Raw genomic sequence first — 18,050 nt, forward strand, 5'->3', positions numbered from 1 at the left:
CATGCCCGCCCCCCGCTTCCGCGCCCTGCTGAGCGGCGCCGCGCTGACCGTCCGGACCCGGCTCGCCCTGGTGTATGCGGGGGTCTTCCTCGCCGCGGGGGTGCTGCTGCTGGGACTCAACTACGCGATCGTCTCGGCCGGCCTGGTCGACCACAGCGCGGTGATCACGGCAACTCCGCTCGACGACACCGGTGCGCCGCCCGACGCGGGCGTCTCGGGACCCACCGCACCGCAGGAGACGAGGGACTTCGCCCGGACGGACCAGTCCCCGGGGGCAGATGAGGGGGTCGCCCTGCAGCTCGCCTCGTCCGTGGACGACTACCGCGCGGCGGTCCTGCGCGACCTGCTGGTCCGCTCCGGGGCCGGGCTCGTCGCGGTGACCGTGCTGGCCGCGTTCGCGGGCTGGCTGGTGGCCGGGCGGGTACTGCGCCGGCTGCACCGGGTGACCGACACGGCGCGCCGCCTCTCTGAGCACGACCTGGACCGCCGTCTGGCGCTGACCGGACCGGCCGACGAGTTCCGCGAGCTCGGCGACACCTTCGACGGCATGCTGGCGCGGCTGCAGCACGCCTTCGAGAGCCAGCGCCGGTTCGTCGCCAACGCCTCGCACGAGCTGCGTACGCCGCTGGCGGTGCAGCGGGCAGCCGTGGAGATCCCGCTGGCGCAGGGCCGGGTTCCGGCCGAGCTGGAGCCCAACCTCCGCCGGGTGCTGGAGTCGGCCGAGGAGAGCGAGCGGCTGGTCGCCGGACTGCTGCTGCTGGCCCGCTCGGACCGCGGGCTGGAGACGACCGCTCCGGTGGACCTGGCCGACTCCGCCCGCCGCATCGCCGCGGCGCACCGCGTGGCGGCCGCCGAGCGCGGTCTGGTGCTCACTGAGGAGCTCGGCAGCGCGGTGGTCGACGGGGACCGGGTGCTGGTGGACCATCTGGTGCGCAACCTGGTGGAGAACGCGGTGCGGTACAACACCGCGGGCGGCCGGATCGGGATCAGCGTCGCGGCCGAGGACGGCTCAGCGGTGGTCCGGGTGGACAACACCGGGCCCGCCGTGGACGAGGCCGAGCGGCTCTTCGAGCCCTTCCGGCGCGGGACGCGGTCCCGGGAGCCCGGGGCGGAGGGCGGCAGCGGTCTGGGGCTGTCCATCGTCGCCTCCATCGCCGCCGCCCACGGCGGGAGTGCGTCGGCGGCTCCGCGGGACGGCGGCGGACTCGCGGTGGCGGTGCGCCTGCCGCTGAGCGCCGGAGCGCCGGCGCAGGCCGCCGGAGCAGGCGCCGGCGCCGGAACCTCCGCGGCCGCTCCGCTGCAGCGCTGACCGGCCGGAATTCCGCGGGCCGCCGGAAGGAAATGGACCGGGAAGAACTCCGGTAAAACACGGACGGGAAGTGGGGGGGCGCGCGTTCTCCCCCTCGGAAGAACGCGGTCCCTTGCCCGGGAATACGCCGCTACGCGCAGCCCGGCGCGCCTCCGTTATTTCCCGGTTCGACCATGAATGCATTGCACGTGATCTGGATCACTCGACCTTCATGGGTTCGCATCGGCGCAGGACGGCGACATCTGTGACCGTGCAGGGCCCGCACACGAGCCATCGGGGGCGCGGACCGGATCTGCGGATCGGGATTCGCGGCCACGGCGGACATCTCCCTCAGACCAGCAAATGCAGAGGATGGACATGAACCACATCAAGCGCGTGCTCATCGGCTCCGCGATCGCCATTCCCGCCTGCTTCGCCCTTTCCGGGACCGCCGCCGCGGACACCGACGTGTTCGTGAACGACGCCGAATTCTCCTCCGAGTACTCCGAGGCCTTCGGCGCCGCCTACGCTCCGGCCGGGTTCGCCCTGGGCCACACCGTGGACCACGACGTCTCGGCGGAGCAGCAGACCGTGGGCGTGTCGACCCGCTGACCTCGCCACTGATCCCCCGCTGAGCGGGCCCGGCTGCGGCTCACGCCTCCTTGAGCCGCAGCCGGGCTATCGGCCGCTCGCTCACCGGGTGCGGAGCGCAGCTGAAGCCGGCCTTCCGGAACATCCGCACGGTCCCGGTATAGACCTCGGCACTGGGCGCGCGGCCGCCCGCGGTGTCCACCGGGTACGCCTCAAGCACGCGGCCGCCCTGGGCCCGCGCGTACTCGACCGCCGCGTCGAGCAGCCGGGTTCCGACCCCGTGCCGGCGGCGCCGCGGCGGCAGCCAGAAGCAGACCACCGACCAGACATCCGGCTCGTCGGGGTCGACCGGGCGCAGCCCGCGGGAGCGGGTCAGCCGGACGAACTCGGTGCGCGGTCCGACTGCCACCCAGCCGCAGGGCTCCTGCTCCTCATAGGCGATGAGCCCCGGCACCCGGCCGTCCAGCGTGATCCTGCGCAGCGCCTCCCGGTTGTCGGTGCCGCGCTCCGGCGGCGGACAGGCGGTGCTGGCGCTGAAATCCTTGGCGCGCCGCCGGAAGAAGGCGCACCAGCAGTGGCCGTAGGCCCCCGTGGGGCCGAACATGCGCTCCAGGTCGTTCCATCGGTCAGGCGTTGCGGGCTCGATCGAGACGATGGGCATCAAGTCCCCCTCGGCGCGGCGCGGCGATGTGAGGTAGCACACTAGCGAGTCGGCCGCCCGAGGACACGCCTTCGCGTCCGCTATGCACCGGTACTGGACATGATCAGGCTTTTGTCAGGATTACTCCTGGTCAGCAAGCGGCCCCGGCCGCCACACTGGGCAACCGGGGCCGTCAGCTCTCTGCAGAGGTCTCCACGCGGCCGGACAGGGGCTCAGTCCCTGCCGTCGGGCCCCGCGCCAGTCGCCGCCGCTGCGGGCTGCCCACCGGCGGGCTCCCAGCACTCGACGTTGCGCAGCCCGGGGATGCGGTCCCGGGTGAACACCGGGTCCAGCCCCTGGGAGCGCTGCATCATGTAGTCCTTGAGCAGCAGCGCCGCGATCCCGCCGAGCGGCACCAGCGCGAGCAGGTTCACCAGCGCCATGAAGCCCATCGTGGTATCGGCGAGGCTCCACACAATGTCCACCGAGCCGATGGCGCCGAGGAACGTCGCGGCGAGGAAGACGCCCTGGAACCCGCGGAAGACCGCCGGGTTGCGGCTGAGGAACCGCACGTTGGCCTCGCCGTAGTAGTAGTTCCCCAGCACCGAGGTGAACGCCAGCAGCAGGAGGATGACGGTCAGGGCGTGCAGCGACCACGCGCCGAGACTGCTCTGCAGGGCCTCCTGGGTGAGGAGCGGGCCGCGCTGCTCGCCGTAGACCGGGTCGGAGACCAGGATGATGAACGCGGTGATGGAGCAGACGATCAGGGTGTCGATGTAGACGCCGAGCGTCTGCAGCAGGCCCTGCTTGGCCGGGTGGCTGACCGCCGCGGTCGCTGCCGCGTTGGGCGCCGAGCCGAGGCCGGCCTCGTTGGAGAACATGCCGCGGCGCACGCCCTGCACGATGACGGTGCCCAGCGCGGCGCCGGTGACCTGGGTGATGCCGAAGGCGTCCGTGACGATGAGCGACAGCACCGGCACGATCTGCTCGGCGTTGAGCGCCACCACGGCGATGCCGAGCAGCAGGTATGCCAGCGCCATGAACGGCACCAGCAGCTGGGCGACGTGCGCGATGCGGCGCGCCCCGCCGATCACGATCCAGGCGGTGAGGGCGACGAGGCCCGCACCGATGACAACGGGCAGCCAGCCGGGAACGCCGCCGGAAACCGCGGTCACCGAGGTCTGCACCGCCCCGGAGATGGTGTTGGACTGCACCGCGTTGAAGACGAACCCGAAGGTGACCGTGATCAGGATCGCGAAGATGACGCCGGCCCAGCGGGCGTTCAGGCCGCGCTCCATGTAGTAGGCCGGACCGCCGTGGAAGCCCTTGGCGTTGCGCACCTTGTACAGCTGGGCCAGCGTCGACTCGACGAAGCTCGCGGCCCCCACGAGCAGGGCCATGATCCACATCCAGAACACGGCACCGGGCCCGCCGATGGCGATCGCACCGGCCACGCCGACCACGTTGCCGGTACCGATGCGCGCCGCCGCGGAGATCGAGAACGCGCCGAACGGCGAGACGGGGCGCTTGCCGTCCTCCGCTACTTCGTCGGAGCCTTTGAACTGGCGGAACATCTCCGGGATGCGGAGGATCTGCACCAGCCCGAGGCGGACGGTGAAGTAGAGGCTGATCAGCACGAGCAGGGGGATGAGCAGAAAGAGCCAGAAGCCGTCGGTGAACGCGACGATCGACTCGTTGAGGCTTTCCACGAGTGGGTGTCCTTTGGCCGTCGGGGGTCGGTCGGGTGGGGGCCCGGAAGGCGTCACTACCCCCGCCCCTGCCCAGCAACCGGCAGCGGAGCAGCCGTTGCCCGATGAAGATCGTTCCGTTATGCGGGGGTGTGCCCTCCGCACCCCCGATCGCCCCCGGCCGCGCACCTCGGCCACGGCGCCGCAGCGCCCCCGGCCCCTGCCGGATACCGGAAGAGGGCACGCCGAAGCCCCCGGCACAGGGGTCCCGTACCGGGGGCGGCGTGCGCCCGGGCCGCTCGGCTCAGTCCGACACGCTGCTGGGCTTCTGCTGGTAGACGAGGTCCTGGTAGTCGGCGTGCCGCTGGATCCACCCCTTGTAGAAGGGGCACAGCGGGAGCACGAGCATGCCGCGCGCGCGGACGCTGTCCAGCGATGCGCGCACCAGGGCGCTGCCGACGCCCTTGCCCTCGTAGGCCGAGTCGACTTCGGTGTGGGTGAAGACGACCATGTTCCCCGCCAGCATGTACTCGGCGAACCCGGCGACCTGGTCGGCCCCCGTGTCGCGCGCCTCGAAGCGGTGGCGCGACGGGACGTCGTCCACCTCCAGGCTCACTTCTGCCACCAGTTGCTCCTGAGCTTGTCGTAAGGGTCGGTGACGCCGTCCGGGCAGGCCATCGCCGCCGCGTCCCAACTGAGCAGCGCGGCTCCGGCCTCGTAGGCGGCCTCATAGAACTCCAGCACCGCGGCGCGCGGGTCCGGGGCCTCCCGCGCGGCACCGTACCGCAGCAGGGCCAGGTGTCCGTGCCCGCTGGGCGACCACTCGGCGCCCTCCGGCAGCCGCGTCTCCGCGATGCCGTCGGGCTCCGGCGCGGTGTAGGAGTAGAAGCAGGGCTCGCGGACGTTGTCGTCGCCGAACCAGAACCCGAAGCTCACGGCCTCTTCGGAGTAGGCCTCGCGGACCAGCGGTCCCGCGTCGCGCGGCTGCTCCACCTTGCGCTCCCCGAAGCGGGTGACGGCGATGTCGAAGGTGTGCCAGAAGTGGTGCACCGGGCTGGTCTTGCCGGAGTAGCCCGCAGCGAACTCCTCCAGCACCTCGCTGACCTGCGCGAGCACCTGCCAGTACCGGGTCGCCCAAGCCGGGTGGTAGATGGCGTGCTCGGTGTCCTCGCTGAACGGCCGGCCGGAGTCCGGCAGGTCGTACGGGTAGGGGTGGGCGATCTCGGCGTGCACGCCCAGCCCGTCCAGGGTGCTGAGCACCTCCCGGTAGAACGAGGCGACGCTGTGCCCGGCGAGCGGGAACGACGCCTCCCTCCCCTCGATGGTGCGCGCGACGAGGAGGTGGCGCACGAAGTCGAAGTCGATGGTGAACAGCGTGTTGCCGTCCACGATGCCCATCGGGCGCGTGGTGATGCCGGTGCCGGTCAGCCGGAACGGCACGTGCCACCAGTGGTTGCGCCGCGGGCTGGACGCGAGCCGGATCTTGCCCACGACCTGCTCAAACCGGTGCAGGGTCTCCTTGGTCCGCTCCCACTCCTCCAGCGGGATCGACGGGAAGAGCTGCATGCCGCCCCCTCCTTGCTGCTCTCGGATCTGACGTATCCGCCTTCTTCCGGCTGCGCACGCGCGCGGCCGGCCGCGTCAGCGCGTCGGGTGGGCCGCTGTCCTGCCGCTCGCGACAAACGCCATCCACCCGACACGCCCTAGGACCACCCCCGCGGGGCGGTCCTGGTGGCCCGGCTCGCGCGGTCGTCGCGCGAGCGGTACACGATGTAGGGGCGGAACAGGTAGAACCAGGGCGCACTGAAGGCGTGCACGAGCCGGGTGAAGGGGAAGATCGCGAACAGCGCCATCCCGACCAGGGCGTGCACCTGGAAGGAGAGCCCGGCCGCGGCCATCGCCCCGACGTCGGGCTGGAGCACCCAGATGCTCCGCCACCAGACCGAGACGGTGGTCCGGTAGTCGGGCTCGTGGTAGCCGGTGAACTCGCCGAGGGTGGAGAAGAGGGTGGTCGCCAGCCCGGCGAGGATGGCGAGGACCAGCACGACGTACATGAACTTGTCGTTGAGGGTGGTGGCGCTGAAGACCGGTCCGGCCGTGCGCCGGCGGTAGATCAGCAGGGCCACACCGGCCAGCGTGCACACGCCCGCCACGATGCCCAGGGAGAGGGCGGTGAGGTGGTAGGCAGCGTTGGTGATGCCGACCGCGGAGGTCCAGCTCTCCGGGATCACCAGGCCGATGACGTGGCCGGCGATGACGGCGAGCAGACCGAAGTGGAAGAGCGGGCTGGCGATGCGCAGCAGCCGGCGCTCGTACAGCTCCGAGGAGCGCGTCGTCCAGCCGAACTGGTCGTAGCGGTAGCGCCACACCAGGCCGCCCGCGAAGAGCACGAGCACGACGTAGGGCAGCACGCCCCAGAGCATCATGGCGCCGGCCGTCATCGGCTCCCCTCCGGTCCGTTCGCTCCGCCGGCACCGCCGGCGCGGGGACCCCCGCGGCGCACCGGTCCGCCGAGTGCCGCCATCCGCTCCGGCGCCGCCCGCTGCTCCGGCGCGGTCCGGCCGGCGCCGGCCGAGGGCGGTGCGCCCATCGCGGGCATGCCGAGGTCGACGCTGCCGCGCGCGGCGCCCGGAGCCGCGTAGGGCTCCATACCGACGTCCTCGGCCGGCGGCCCCTGCTCGGCGAGGCGGTGCGCCTCCTCCCGCTGGGCGCGGGCCGGCGGCGGCAGCGTCGCCGCGACCGCGTCCACCACGTCCGCGTAGGGGGACCGGCAGTCGCGCAGCGCGGCCCGCAGCAGCTCCAGGCCGGGCAGGAAGCGGACCAGGAGGCGGCGCCCCCACTCGGCGTCGCCGCGCGCGGCGAACTCCAGCAGCACGCAGAGGTGGTCGGGCAGCTCCTCCGGCCCGGGCCGCCAGCCGCAGCCGGTGTAGATCTCCTTGATCCGGGCCAGGGCGTGCCCGCGGCGGCGCGTGTCGCCGTCGGTGTAGTAGGTCATGTGCAGCGCCCTGCGGCGGCGCAGGTCGAACGTCATGACGTAGTGCTCGGCCAACTCCAGCTCGGGGGTCTCCGCCGCGAACGCGCAGAACGCGTCGAGCAGCGTGCGGGGGGCGCCCGACGGCAGCTCCAGCACCGCGGCGCGCACCGCAGGCAGCCGCTCGTAGAAGGCCGGGCCGGGATAGTCGAGCAGGAGGGCCGCCGCGCGGTGCACGACCGCGGCGTCGGAGGGGCTGACCGCGCGCTTCCGGTCGAACCTCATCGCTCCCCCTCCCCGGGCCCGCCGGAGCCGAGCCCCCCCGATCCGCGCTCGCCGCTGCGCTCACCCGGGAAGAGCCCTTCGGGGCGCCCGTTGCCGTCCCAGTTGAGCAGGTTGACCCGGCCGCGGAGGTCGTCCGGGTCGGCGCGCCCGTCGCTGGTCTGGCGCGTCTTCAGGGCGTGGAAGGTCTCCACGCCGGCCGGGTCGGGGCGGCCGGACGCCTCACCGAGCGGCGGGCCGGAGGTGCGCCCGTGCGCGGCGCCCATGCCGCCCATCCCGGGGCCGCCCTCGAAGTCGAGGCTGCAGCCGATCTCGTCGATCACGCCGCGGTCGGCGTCGTCCACGCCGAAAGCGGTGGGGATGACGTAGCGCTCGTCGTACTTGGCGATGGCGAGCAGCCGGTACATGCGGTCGATGCCCTCGGCGTCGGTACCGATCGAGGCCGCGATCGCCGGGTCGGGCTCCTGCCCGAGGTTGACGCTGCGCATGTGCGCGCGCATCGCGGCGAGCCGGCGCAGGGATGCGGCGACCGGCCCGATGTCGCCCGCGGTGAACAGCTCGGCCAGGTACTCCAGCGGGATGCGGAGCGTGTCGATGGCGCCGAACAGGTTGCCGGCGTCCTCGCCGTCGTGCCCGGAGCCGGAGACGGCCTCCACCACCGGCGAGAGCGGCGGCACATACCAGACCATCGGCATGGTGCGGTACTCCGGGTGCAGCGGCAGCGCGACCCGGTGGGTCTTGGCGAGCGCGTAGACCGGCGAGCGGCGGGCCGCCTCCAGCCAGCGCTCGGGGATGCCGTCGCGGCGGGCCGCCTCCTGCACGTCCGGGTCGTCGGGGTCGAGGAACAGGTCGAGCTGCGCCTCGTAGAGGTCGTGCTCGTCCTCGACGGCCGCCGCGGCGCCCACCCGGTCGGCGTCGTAGAGGATGACGCCGAGGTAGCGGAGCCGGCCCACGCACGTCTCCGAGCAGACGGTGGGCATCCCCACCTCCACCCGGGGATAGCAGAACGTGCACTTCTCGGCCTTGCCGGTCTTGTGGTTGAAGTAGACCTTCTTGTACGGGCAGCCGGTGACGCACATCCGCCAGCCGCGGCAGCGGTCCTGGTCGACCAGGACGATGCCGTCCTCGCTGCGCTTGTACATGGCGCCGCTGGGGCAGCTCGCCACGCAGGACGGGTTGAGGCAGTGCTCGCAGATCCGTGGCAGGTAGAACATGAAGGTCTGCTCGAACTCGAGCCGCACCTTGTCGCCGACGGCCTGCACGACCGGGTCCTGCGACGCCAGCTCGGGCCCGCCGGCGAGGTCGTCGTCCCAGTTCGCGCTCCAGGACACCTTCATCGGCTCGCCGGTGAGCAGCGAGCGCGGCCGGGCGACCGGGATGTCGTCGCCCAGCGGAGCGGTGATGAGGTGCTCGTAGTCGTAGGTCCAGGGCTCGTAGTAGTCCTGGATGGCGGGCATCACCGGGTTGGCGAAGAGGGTGGCGAGCTTCTTCAGCCGGCCGCCGGCCCGCAGCTTCAGCCGGCCGTTCCGGGTGCGCTCCCAGCCGCCGCGCCACCGCTCCTGATCCTCCCACCGGCGGGGGTACCCCTGCCCGGGTCGGGTCTCCACGTTGTTGAACCAGGCGTATTCGACGCCGCTGCGGTTGGTCCAGGCCTGCTTGCAGGTGACCGAGCAGGTGTGGCAGCCGATGCACTTGTCGAGGTTCATGACCATGGCGACCTGCGCCATGACCCGTCCCGGTGCCGGGGCCATCAGTACTCCACCTCACTGGTGCGCTTGCGGACGACCGTGACCTCGTCGCGCTGGTTGCCGGTCGGCCCGATGTAGTTGAAGGCGTAGCTGAACTGGGCGTAGCCGCCGATGAGGTGGGTGGGCTTCACCAGCAGCCGGGTCAGCGAGTTGTGGATGCCGCCGCGCTTGCCGGTGGTCTCGGTCTTCGGCATGTCCACCACCCGCTCCTGGGCGTGGTAGATGTACACGGTCCCGGCGGGCATGCGGTGCGAGACGACCAGGCGGGCCGCGATGGCGCCGTTGCGGTTGACCGCCTCCACCCAGTCGTTGTCGGCGGCGCCGATCGCCTCCGCGTCCGAGGGGCTCATCCACAGGGCGGGCCCGCCGCGGGAGAGCGTCAGCATGAGCAGGTTGTCCTGGTACTCGGAGTGGATCGACCACTTGGAGTGCGGCGTCAGGTAGCGGACGGTGATCTCCCGCTCGCCGCGCGGCCCGAACCGCGGTTCGCCGAACAGCCGGTGCATGTCCAGCGGGGGCCGGTACACCGGCAGCTGCTCGCCGAACTCCGCCATCCAGTCGTGGTCGAGGTAGAAGTGCATCCGGCCGGTCAGGGTGTGCCAGGGCTTGGAGTTCTCGACGTTGATGGTGAACGGCGAGTAGCGGCGGTCCGGCGCCTCCTTGCCGGACCACTCAGGGCTCGCGCCGACCAGCGTGGGCCGGTCGCGGGTGTCGCTGAAGACGACCCGGCGCTCGCGGCTCTGCTCGATGAGTTCGCTGAAGTCGGTGCCGGTGCGCTCGGCGAGCCGGGTGAAGCCCTGCGCGGCGAGGCGGCCGTTGCTGGTGCCGGACAGGGCGAGGATCATCTCGCAGGCTTTGACGTCGGTGTCGATGGCGGGCCGGCCGTGGCCGGCCCCGCCGCTCACCGTGCCGTTGCGCTCGCGCAGCCAGTCCATCTCCACGTCGGGGGTGAAGGAGACGCCCTTCACCGGCAGGCCGGCGCCTTCGGCCAGCGGCCCGACCGCGGCCATCCGGTCGGCCAGCGCGCCGTAGTCGCGCTCCACCACCACCAGGTTCGGCATCGACTTCCCGGGGACCGGCCGCTCGCCGGCCGCCTTCCAGTCGTGCGGCACGCCGCGCTCCTGCGCCAGTTCACCGGGGGTGTCGTGGCCGTGCGGCGCCGCCACCACGTCCTTGGCCCGGCCGAGCCGCACCGCTGCCATGCTGCTGAACGCGCGGGCCAGGGCGTGGAACGCGTCGAAGTCGCTGCGCGCCTGCCAGGGCGGGTCGATGGCGGGGGTGAAGGCGTGCACGAACGGGTGCATGTCGGTGGTCGAGAGGTCGTACTTCTCGTACCAGGTGGCGGCGGGCAGCACGATGTCGGACATCAGCGTGGTGCTGGTCATCCGGAAGTCGAGGGAGAGCAGGAGGTCGAGCTTCCCCTTGGGGGCGTCCTCGTGCCAGACGACCTCATCGGGCCGGTGCCCGGGCCCGGCCTCCTCGCCCTGCACGGCGGAGTCGGTGCCGAGCAGGTAGCGGGAGAAGTACTCGTTGCCCTTGGCCGACGAGCCGAGCAGGTTGGACCGCCACACGGTGAGCACGCGCGGCCAGTTCTCCGGCGCGTCGGGGTCCTCGGTGGCGAATCTGAGCCGGCCCGCGTGCAGCTCGTCGGCGATGTAGTCGGCCGGCTCCCGGCCGGCCTCCTCGGCTTGGCGGACGATGCGCAGCGGGTTGCGGTTGAACGTCGGATAGGACGGCATCCAGCCCATCCGCGCCGAGTCGGCGACCAGGTCGGCGGTGTGCCGGCCGGCCACCTTTCCGGGCCCGAGCGGCGAGGTGAGCGCGTCGGCGCGGTAGGTGTCGAAGCGCCACTGGCCGGTGTGCACGTACCAGTAGGCGGTACCGGCCATGAAGCGCGGCGGGCGGCTCCAGTCCATCGCGGAGGCGAAGGCCGCCCACCCGGTGTTGGTGCGGCACTTCTCCTGGCCGACGTAGTGCGCCCAGCCGCCGCCGTTCACGCCCTGGCATCCGGTGAGCAGCAGCAGCGTGAAGAACGCCCGGTACATGGTGTCGCCGTGGAACCACTGGTTGGTGCCGGCACCGAGGATGATCATGGCGCGGCCGCCGCTGTCCCGCGCGGTCGCGGCGAACTCGCGGGCCAGCCGGACCGCCGTCGCGGCGGGCACCGAGGTGAGCTCCTCTTGCCAGGCCGGCGTGTAGGGCTGGGAGGCGTCGTCGTAGCCGGCCGGCCAGGTGCCGGGCAGCCCCGGCCGCTCGACGCCGTAGTGCGCCAGGATCAGGTCGAAGACCGTGGTGACGGTGTGCCCGCCGATACGGCGCACCGGGACTCCGCGGCGCAGCACGCCCGCGGTGCCGCCGTCGCCGTCGAACCGGGGCAGGGCGACCTCGGCCGTCTGCGCGCCGGGCCCGTGGAAGGTGAGCTGCGGCATGCGGCCGCCCAGGTCGAGGTTCCACTTGCCGGCGCCCGCCTCGCCCCAGCGGTGCCCGAGCGTGCCGTTGGGCACCGCGGCGGCGCCGGAAGCCTCGTCGACGAAGAGCGGCTTCCACGCGGCGTGCTCCTCGCCGGCGAACTCGGCGGTATCGGCGGCGGTGAGGAACTTGCCCGGCACCGCGGCACCGTCGCCCTCGTCCAGCCGCACCAGGAACGGGAGGTCGGTGTAGCGGCGGACGTAGTCGTCGAAGGCGGGCGTGGGCGTGCCGTCGACGAAGTGCTCCTTCAGGACGACGTGGCCCATCGCCATGGCGAGCGCGGCGTCGGTGCCGGGATGCGGCGCCACCCACTCGTCGGCGAACTTGGTGGCGTCGTTGTAGTCGGGGGCGACCACGACGACCTTCTGGCCCCGGTAGCGGGCCTCCGCCATCCAGTGCGCGTCCGGCGTGCGGGTGACCGGGACGTTGGAGCCCCACAGCACGAGGTAGGCGGCGTCCCACCAGTCCCCGGACTCGGGCACGTCGGTCTGGTCGCCGAACACCTGCGGCGAGGCGACCGGCAGGTCGGCGTACCAGTCGTAGAACGACAGCATGGAGCCGCCGAGCAGGTTGATGAAGCGGGCGCCGACACCGTGCGACACCTGCGACATCGCGGGGATCGGCGAGAATCCGGCGATGCGGTCGGGACCGTAGGCGGCGATGGTGTGCACGTGCGCCGCAGCCGCGATCTCCAGCGCCTCGTCCCAGGTGATGCGGACCAGCCCGCCCTTGCCGCGGGCCGACTGGTAGCGGCGGCGCTTCTCCGGGTCGGTGGTGATCTCCGCCCAGGCGGCGACCGGGTCGCCCAGCCGCTCGCGGGCCTCCCGGTACATCTCGATGAGCACGCCGCGGCCGTAGGGGTAGCGGACCCGCGTCGGCGAGTAGGTGTACCAGGAGAAGGCGGCGCCGCGCGGGCAGCCGCGCGGCTCGTACTCGGGCCGGTCCGGGCCCACGGACGGGTAGTCGGTGGCCTGGGTCTCCCAGGTGATGATGCCGTCCTTGACGTAGACCTGCCACGAGCAGGAGCCGGTGCAGTTCACGCCGTGGGTGGAGCGGACGACCTTGTCGTGGCTCCACCGGTCGCGGTAGAAGACGTCGCCCTCGCGGCCGCCCTGCTTGAACTCCGCGCGCAGATCGGGCGTCGCGGGGGTGCGCGTCAGATAGGTACCGAGTTTCAGGAGTGCGGCACCGGCTCCTCCGGCAGCCGCAGGGGAATCTTCGGCCATGATTATCACTCGCCTTTGCCACATCGACGGCGGAAGGACGCGCGCATCCGCCACGGAACGAATCATTGTCTCCCGCATGGGCCAATTCCAAGGCGACACGCTATGCGATGCGACACACCTCCCCATCGCAGTTCTTCCGACTAGCCTTGAGCGAAATCGGATTGCACCCGGGTGAGTGCCGCGGCAGTGCCGCCGAATAACGGCCGAGGAGATGACCGATGAACACCGCAAACCCAAGCGGGACCCGCCCAGCGGCGCAGACAGCGCCGGGTGCGGGCGCCAACCTCGCGCTGGCCACAGCGGCCTTCGCGCTGACCTTCTGGGCGTGGAACCTGATCGGCCCGCTCTCCAAGACCTACAGCGGGCAACTGGGACTTTCGCCCTCCCAAACGTCGCTGCTGGTCGCTTTTCCGGTCCTTGTCGGATCACTGGGGCGCATCCCCGTAGGCGTGCTCACCGACCGCTACGGCGGCCGGGCCATGTTCACCGTGATCTGCTTCATCAGCATCATCCCAACCTTCCTGGTCGGCATTTCAGGCGGATCGTTCGGCGCCCTGCTGCTGTGGGGCTTTTTCCTCGGGATCGCGGGCACTTCGTTTGCCGTTGGTATTCCTTTCGTCAATGCTTGGCATCCTCCGGCGCGCCGCGGTTTCGCCACCGGCGTCTTCGGAATGGGAATGGGCGGAACGGCCCTTTCTGCTTTCCTGACGCCCCGGATCGCGGAGTCTTTCGGCCTTTTCGCGACGCACCTGGCGATGTGTGCGGCCCTGGTGGCGATGGGTGCGGTGATGTGGTTCTTCAGCCGCAACGCGCCGGCGTGGGTGCCGAGCACGCAGCCGGCGCTGCCGCGCATGCGCGAGGCGCTGAAGATCCCGGCCACCTGGCAGATGTCGCTGCTGTACGCGGTCGCATTCGGCGGCTTCGTCGCCTTCTCCACCTACCTGCCGACGCTGCTCACCACGGCCTACGCCTACGCGCAGACCGATGCCGGACTGCGCACGGCGGGCTTCGCGCTCGTCGCGGTCATCGCCCGGCCGATCGGCGGGACCCTCTCCGACCGGATCGGCCCGGTGAAGATCTGCCTGGTGTCGTTCTTCGGCACCGCCCTGTTCGCCGTGGTACTGGCGCTGCACCCGCCGGCGGAGTTCCCGGCCGGGGCCAGTTTCGTACTGATCGCCTTCACCCTGGGGCTGGGCACCGGAGGCGTGTTCGCGCTGGTCGCCAAGTTGGTGGAGCCGTCGCGGGTGGGCACCGTCACCGGCCTGGTCGGCGCCGCCGGCGGGCTGGGCGGGTACTTCCCGCCGCTGGTGATGGGCGCGGTCTACCAGGCGACGGGCGCCTACACGATCGGGTTCGTGCTGCTTGCGGCGGTGTCCCTGGCCGTGGCGCTCTACACGGCGCGGGCGTTCAAGGCCGCCGGCCGCTGAGGCCGCGGCGGGGCCTGGGACCCGCCGCTGCATAACCATTGGACCCGGGCGCCGCCGCGGCGGCAGCATGGGGCCCATGGGCCATATCGACGTGTCCGGGGTGGGGCTGCGCCTCCCGGACGGCATCCCGCTGCTCGACGACGTGTCGTTCCGCGTCGGGGAGGGCATGAAGGCCGTCCTCGTCGGCGCGAACGGCAGCGGGAAGACCACTCTGCTGCGGATCATCGCGGGGGACGCCGCACCGGACGAGGGGGCCCTCACCCGCAGCGGCCGCATCGGCGTGATGCGCCAGTTCATCGGGTCGCAGTCCGCGGGGGCGCTGCCTCCCGACGCGTCGGTGCGGGACCTGCTGCTGTCGGTGTCCCCGCCCGGGCTCGCGGCCGCAGGCGCCGAACTGGACGGCGCCGAGCTGGCGATGATGGCCGAGGACACCGAAGCCGTGCAGCTCCGCTACGCCCAGGCGATCGCCGACTGGGGCGACGCCGGAGGCTACGACGCCGAGGTCCTCTGGGACGTCTGCACCACCGAGGCGCTCGGCGTGCCCTACGCCCGCGCGCACCACCGCGAGCTGTCGACGCTCTCCGGCGGCGAGCAGAAGCGGCTCGTGCTGGAGGCCCTGCTCCGCGGCCCCGACGAGGTGCTGCTGCTGGACGAGCCGGACAACTACCTCGATGTGCCCGGCAAGCGCTGGCTGGAGGAGCGGCTGCAGGCGACGCCGAAGACCGTGCTGTTCATCAGCCACGACCGGGAGCTGCTCGCCGCCACCGCGACGCACATCATCACGCTGGAGGGCGCCAAGGGGCTCGGCGCCTCGGCGTGGGTGCACGGCGGCGGGTTCGAGAGCTACCACCGGGCCCGCGAGGACCGGCACGCGCGCTTCGCGGAGCTGCGGCGGCGCTGGGACGAGAAGCACAGCCAGCTCTCCGACGTGGTCCGCGCGCTGCGCCAGAAGGCGGCCAACAACGACGACATGGCCAGCCGGTACCGCGCCGCGCTCACCCGGCTGCGCCGGTTCGAGGAGGCCGGTCCGCCGCCGGAGCCGCCGCGCGCCCAGGACATCCGGATGCGGCTGCGCGGCGGGCGCACCGGTGTTCGGGCGCTCACCTGCACCGCCCTGGAACTGAGCGGCCTGATGAAGCCGTTCGACGCCGAGGTGTTCTTCGGCGAGCGGATCGGCGTGCTCGGCTCGAACGGGTCCGGCAAGTCGCACTTCCTGCGGCTGCTCGCCGACCAGGGGTCGGTGGCGCACACCGGTACGGCGCGGCTCGGGGCGCGCGTCGTGCCCGGCCACTTCGCGCAGACCCATGAGCATCCGGAATGGGCGGGGCGCACGCTCGCCGAGATCCTGGAGTCCGACCACGCGATGCCGCTCGACCTGGCGGCGCCCGCGCTGCAGCGGTACGAGCTGGTGCACCGCAAGGACACCCGCTTCGACGCCCTGTCCGGCGGGCAGCAGGCGCGCTTCCAGGTCCTGCTGCTGGAGACCTCGGGCGCGACGATGCTGCTGCTGGACGAGCCCACCGACAACCTCGACGTGGAATCGTCCGAGGCGCTGGAGGCGGCGCTGGAGGGCTTCGAAGGGACGGTACTGGCCGTCACCCACGACCGGTGGTTCGCCCGCTCCTTCGACCGCTTCCTCGTCTTCGGCGAGGACGGCGGCGTCTACGCATCGGACTCGGCGGTGTGGGACGAGTCGCGGGTCCGCCGCGTGCGGCCCTGACGCCGGAACGGCCGCGCGCCCCCGGGCGGGACAGACCACCCTCCCGGGGGCGGTAGAGTGGTCAGGCAGCCCACGAGGTCCTGTGGAGCAGTTAGGAGTGCTCGCCACCCTGTCAAGGTGGAGGCCGCGGGTTCAAATCCCGTCAGGACCGCATTGCCGGCCCGGAACCCCCCCGGTTCCGGGCCGAAGTCGTTTCCGGGGCCGTACGACCACTCACCCCCGTCCGCGCCGAGTCCGGGAGCCGCCCGTGGCCTACCGCTTCGCGACCGAGCGCCCCGACTACTCCGACCTCGCCTCCGGCACCGTGCTGCGGTCCGCGCCGGGCCGGCCGGGCTTCCCCGCCCGGCTCGCCGAGGAGCTCCTGCTCCGGGTCCTGGCGCACCTGCCGGAGCCGGTGCGCGCCAAGGGCGCCGCGCTGTGGGACCCGTGCTGCGGAACGGGGCACCTCGCCGCCGTACTCGGGCTGCTCCACCGCAGCCGGCTCTCCACCGTCGCAGCCTCGGATGCCGACCCGGACGCGGCCGGTATCGCCGAGCGCAACCTGGCGCTCCTCTCGTCCGGCGGACTGGCGCAGCGGGAGGCGGAGCTGCGCGCCGCCGCGGCCGAGACGGGCCGCTCACCGCTCGCCGAGCGCGCGGACGCCGCGGGCCGCCTCGCCGCCGGCCTCGCCGAACGCGGCGGCCCCCTGCCGTGGGCGGTCCGCACCGCCGACGCGTTCCTGCCGGAGCCGCCGCAGGTGTGGGAGTGGGCTGCAGGGCCCGCACCGATCGAAGTGGACGCCGTCATCACCGACGTCCCCTACGGCGGCCTGAGCGCGTGGCGGGGCGCCGTGCCGGGCACCGGGCCGGAAGAGCTGCCGGCCGCGCTGATCAGCGCGCTCGCACCGGTCCTGCCCGACCATGCCGTGATCGCGGTGTCCGCCCGCGCGCGCAAGGTGGCGCTGCCGTCCGGCGTCCGCGCCGTGGAGCGCCTCCGCGTCGGCCAGCGCGCCGCCGTACTCGTCCGAGCCGGCGACCTGCGCTGAGGCCGGTTCCCGGGGCCGGCCGCTCCGCTCGGCGATGAATCCGGCTCCGCGGCGGGGTCGGTACTGCGGCGGCGCCGCTGATTCCGCGGTCGCCGCCGCTGGACGGGCCGAGAGACAGGAGCACTCGTTGGGAAGCACAGAGATCGTCATCGCTGGTCCGGTGTTCGTCGCCGCCGAGGAGCGCGAGCGCTTCGTCGCGGCGCACCTCCCCCTGGTCGCGGCGGCGCGGGGGTTCGCGGGCTGCAGGGGACTGGCCGTCTCCGCCGACCCGCTCGACGCGCGGCGGGTGAACCTCCTCGAACACTGGGACTCGGTCGAAGCGCTGGAGGAGTGGCGCGCGGTCGCGCCCGTTCCCGAGGTCGACATCCCGATCGAGGAGGACCACGTGGTGCGGTTCGCCATCGCCGAATCCGGGCCGCCGTTCCCGTAGTCGGCGGTTCCGGAGCCCGGGGCCCGGTCGGCCGCGGCCGGCTCGGAACCGGCCCCCGCCGGCGTCTACGCTGCAGGCAGGCACCAGTGAGAGGAGCCCCGTGGCCGACGACAGCAGCACCCCCGCACCGCAGCCGCCGCTGCCGCCCGGGCCGCCGAGCACGCGGGTCGACAAGTGGCTGTGGGCGGTCCGCCTGGTGAAGACCCGGGCTGATGCGGCGCAGGCGTGCAAGGGCGGCCATATCCGGGTTGCGGACAAGCCCGCGAAGCCGGCGACGGCGGTCGCGCCGGGCGACGAGGTGCGGGTGCGGCTGCACGGCACCACCCGCATCGTCGAGGTCGCCCACGTCCTCGAGAAGCGGGTGGGCGCGCCGATCGCGCAGCGCTGCTATGTCGACAAGACGCCTGCCCCCGACCCTGCGGCGCCGCCGCAGGCGTTCGGCGCCGTCCCCCGCCGCGACCGCGGCGCCGGGCGCCCCACCAAGCGCGACCGCCGCCTGATGGAGCGCCTCCGCAACGAAGGGCTCGGCTGAACCGGGCCTGCTCC

At 72.6% G+C, this 18,050-nt stretch carries 15 protein-coding genes and 1 tRNA gene; 8 read left to right on the plus strand and 8 right to left on the minus strand.

The window, feature by feature from the left end; all coding sequences use genetic code 11:
- Position 1: 1 nt before the first annotated feature.
- Complete coding sequence (locus ACYVGT_RS11315) at positions 2-1,309, plus strand: sensor histidine kinase (protein WP_460856915.1); 1,308 nt, start codon at positions 2-4, stop codon at positions 1,307-1,309.
- 357 nt (positions 1,310-1,666) lie between these two features.
- Entirely contained in the window at positions 1,667-1,900 is a 234-nt protein-coding gene (locus tag ACYVGT_RS11320; protein ID WP_460856917.1) for a hypothetical protein, read from the plus strand.
- A 40-nt stretch (positions 1,901-1,940) separates the two neighbouring features.
- Here ACYVGT_RS11320 and ACYVGT_RS11325 read toward each other — a convergent pair whose 3' ends face one another.
- The 8 genes from ACYVGT_RS11325 to ACYVGT_RS11360 form a co-directional block, all read right to left on the minus strand.
- The gene (locus tag ACYVGT_RS11325) at positions 1,941-2,540 is read right to left on the minus strand and encodes a GNAT family N-acetyltransferase (RefSeq protein WP_460856920.1); all 600 of its coding nucleotides are present in this window, start codon (positions 2,538-2,540) and stop codon (positions 1,941-1,943) included.
- Positions 2,541-2,752: 212 nt separating this feature from the next.
- Positions 2,753-4,228: an alanine/glycine:cation symporter family protein gene (locus ACYVGT_RS11330; RefSeq protein ID WP_460856921.1), complete on the minus strand. Its 1,476-nt coding sequence runs from the start codon at positions 4,226-4,228 to the stop codon at positions 2,753-2,755.
- A gap of 283 nt (positions 4,229-4,511) precedes the next feature.
- A complete protein-coding gene (locus tag ACYVGT_RS11335; RefSeq protein ID WP_460856923.1) occupies positions 4,512-4,832 on the minus strand; it encodes a GNAT family N-acetyltransferase in 321 nt (106 codons plus the stop codon).
- Complete coding sequence (locus ACYVGT_RS11340) at positions 4,820-5,773, minus strand: DUF5996 family protein (protein WP_460856925.1); 954 nt, start codon at positions 5,771-5,773, stop codon at positions 4,820-4,822. Before ACYVGT_RS11340 ends, ACYVGT_RS11335 begins: the two co-directional genes overlap by 13 nt.
- A 137-nt stretch (positions 5,774-5,910) precedes the next feature.
- A complete protein-coding gene (gene narI, locus ACYVGT_RS11345; protein ID WP_460856929.1) occupies positions 5,911-6,648 on the minus strand; it encodes a respiratory nitrate reductase subunit gamma in 738 nt (245 codons plus the stop codon).
- The gene (gene narJ, locus ACYVGT_RS11350) at positions 6,645-7,463 is read right to left on the minus strand and encodes a nitrate reductase molybdenum cofactor assembly chaperone (RefSeq protein ID WP_460856930.1); all 819 of its coding nucleotides are present in this window, start codon (positions 7,461-7,463) and stop codon (positions 6,645-6,647) included. The genes narI and narJ overlap by 4 nt, the downstream gene beginning before the upstream one ends.
- A complete protein-coding gene (gene narH, locus ACYVGT_RS11355; protein WP_460856933.1) occupies positions 7,460-9,211 on the minus strand; it encodes a nitrate reductase subunit beta in 1,752 nt (583 codons plus the stop codon). Before narH ends, narJ begins: the two co-directional genes overlap by 4 nt.
- The gene (locus ACYVGT_RS11360) at positions 9,211-12,903 is read right to left on the minus strand and encodes a nitrate reductase subunit alpha (RefSeq protein WP_460856935.1); all 3,693 of its coding nucleotides are present in this window, start codon (positions 12,901-12,903) and stop codon (positions 9,211-9,213) included. Before ACYVGT_RS11360 ends, narH begins: the two co-directional genes overlap by 1 nt.
- A 218-nt stretch (positions 12,904-13,121) precedes the next feature.
- Here ACYVGT_RS11360 and ACYVGT_RS11365 point away from each other — a divergent pair, with 218 nt between their 5' ends.
- From ACYVGT_RS11365 to ACYVGT_RS11390, 6 genes are all read left to right on the plus strand, one after another.
- The gene (locus tag ACYVGT_RS11365; protein ID WP_460856937.1) at positions 13,122-14,330 is read left to right on the plus strand and encodes an MFS transporter; all 1,209 of its coding nucleotides are present in this window, start codon (positions 13,122-13,124) and stop codon (positions 14,328-14,330) included.
- A gap of 76 nt (positions 14,331-14,406) precedes the next feature.
- A complete protein-coding gene (locus ACYVGT_RS11370; protein WP_460856939.1) occupies positions 14,407-16,050 on the plus strand; it encodes an ABC-F family ATP-binding cassette domain-containing protein in 1,644 nt (547 codons plus the stop codon).
- 76 nt (positions 16,051-16,126) lie between these two features.
- Positions 16,127-16,201: transfer RNA gene (locus tag ACYVGT_RS11375), tRNA-Asp, on the plus strand.
- A 96-nt stretch (positions 16,202-16,297) separates the two neighbouring features.
- The gene (locus ACYVGT_RS11380; protein ID WP_460856942.1) at positions 16,298-17,074 is read left to right on the plus strand and encodes an rRNA methyltransferase; all 777 of its coding nucleotides are present in this window, start codon (positions 16,298-16,300) and stop codon (positions 17,072-17,074) included.
- 127 nt (positions 17,075-17,201) lie between these two features.
- On the plus strand, positions 17,202-17,504 hold the full coding sequence (locus ACYVGT_RS11385) for a putative quinol monooxygenase (protein WP_460856944.1): 303 nt from the start codon (positions 17,202-17,204) through the stop codon (positions 17,502-17,504).
- A 100-nt stretch (positions 17,505-17,604) separates the two neighbouring features.
- A complete protein-coding gene (locus tag ACYVGT_RS11390; RefSeq protein ID WP_460856946.1) occupies positions 17,605-18,036 on the plus strand; it encodes an RNA-binding S4 domain-containing protein in 432 nt (143 codons plus the stop codon).
- Positions 18,037-18,050: the final 14 nt, after the last annotated feature.

Source organism: Nocardiopsis coralliicola, assembly GCF_054779695.1.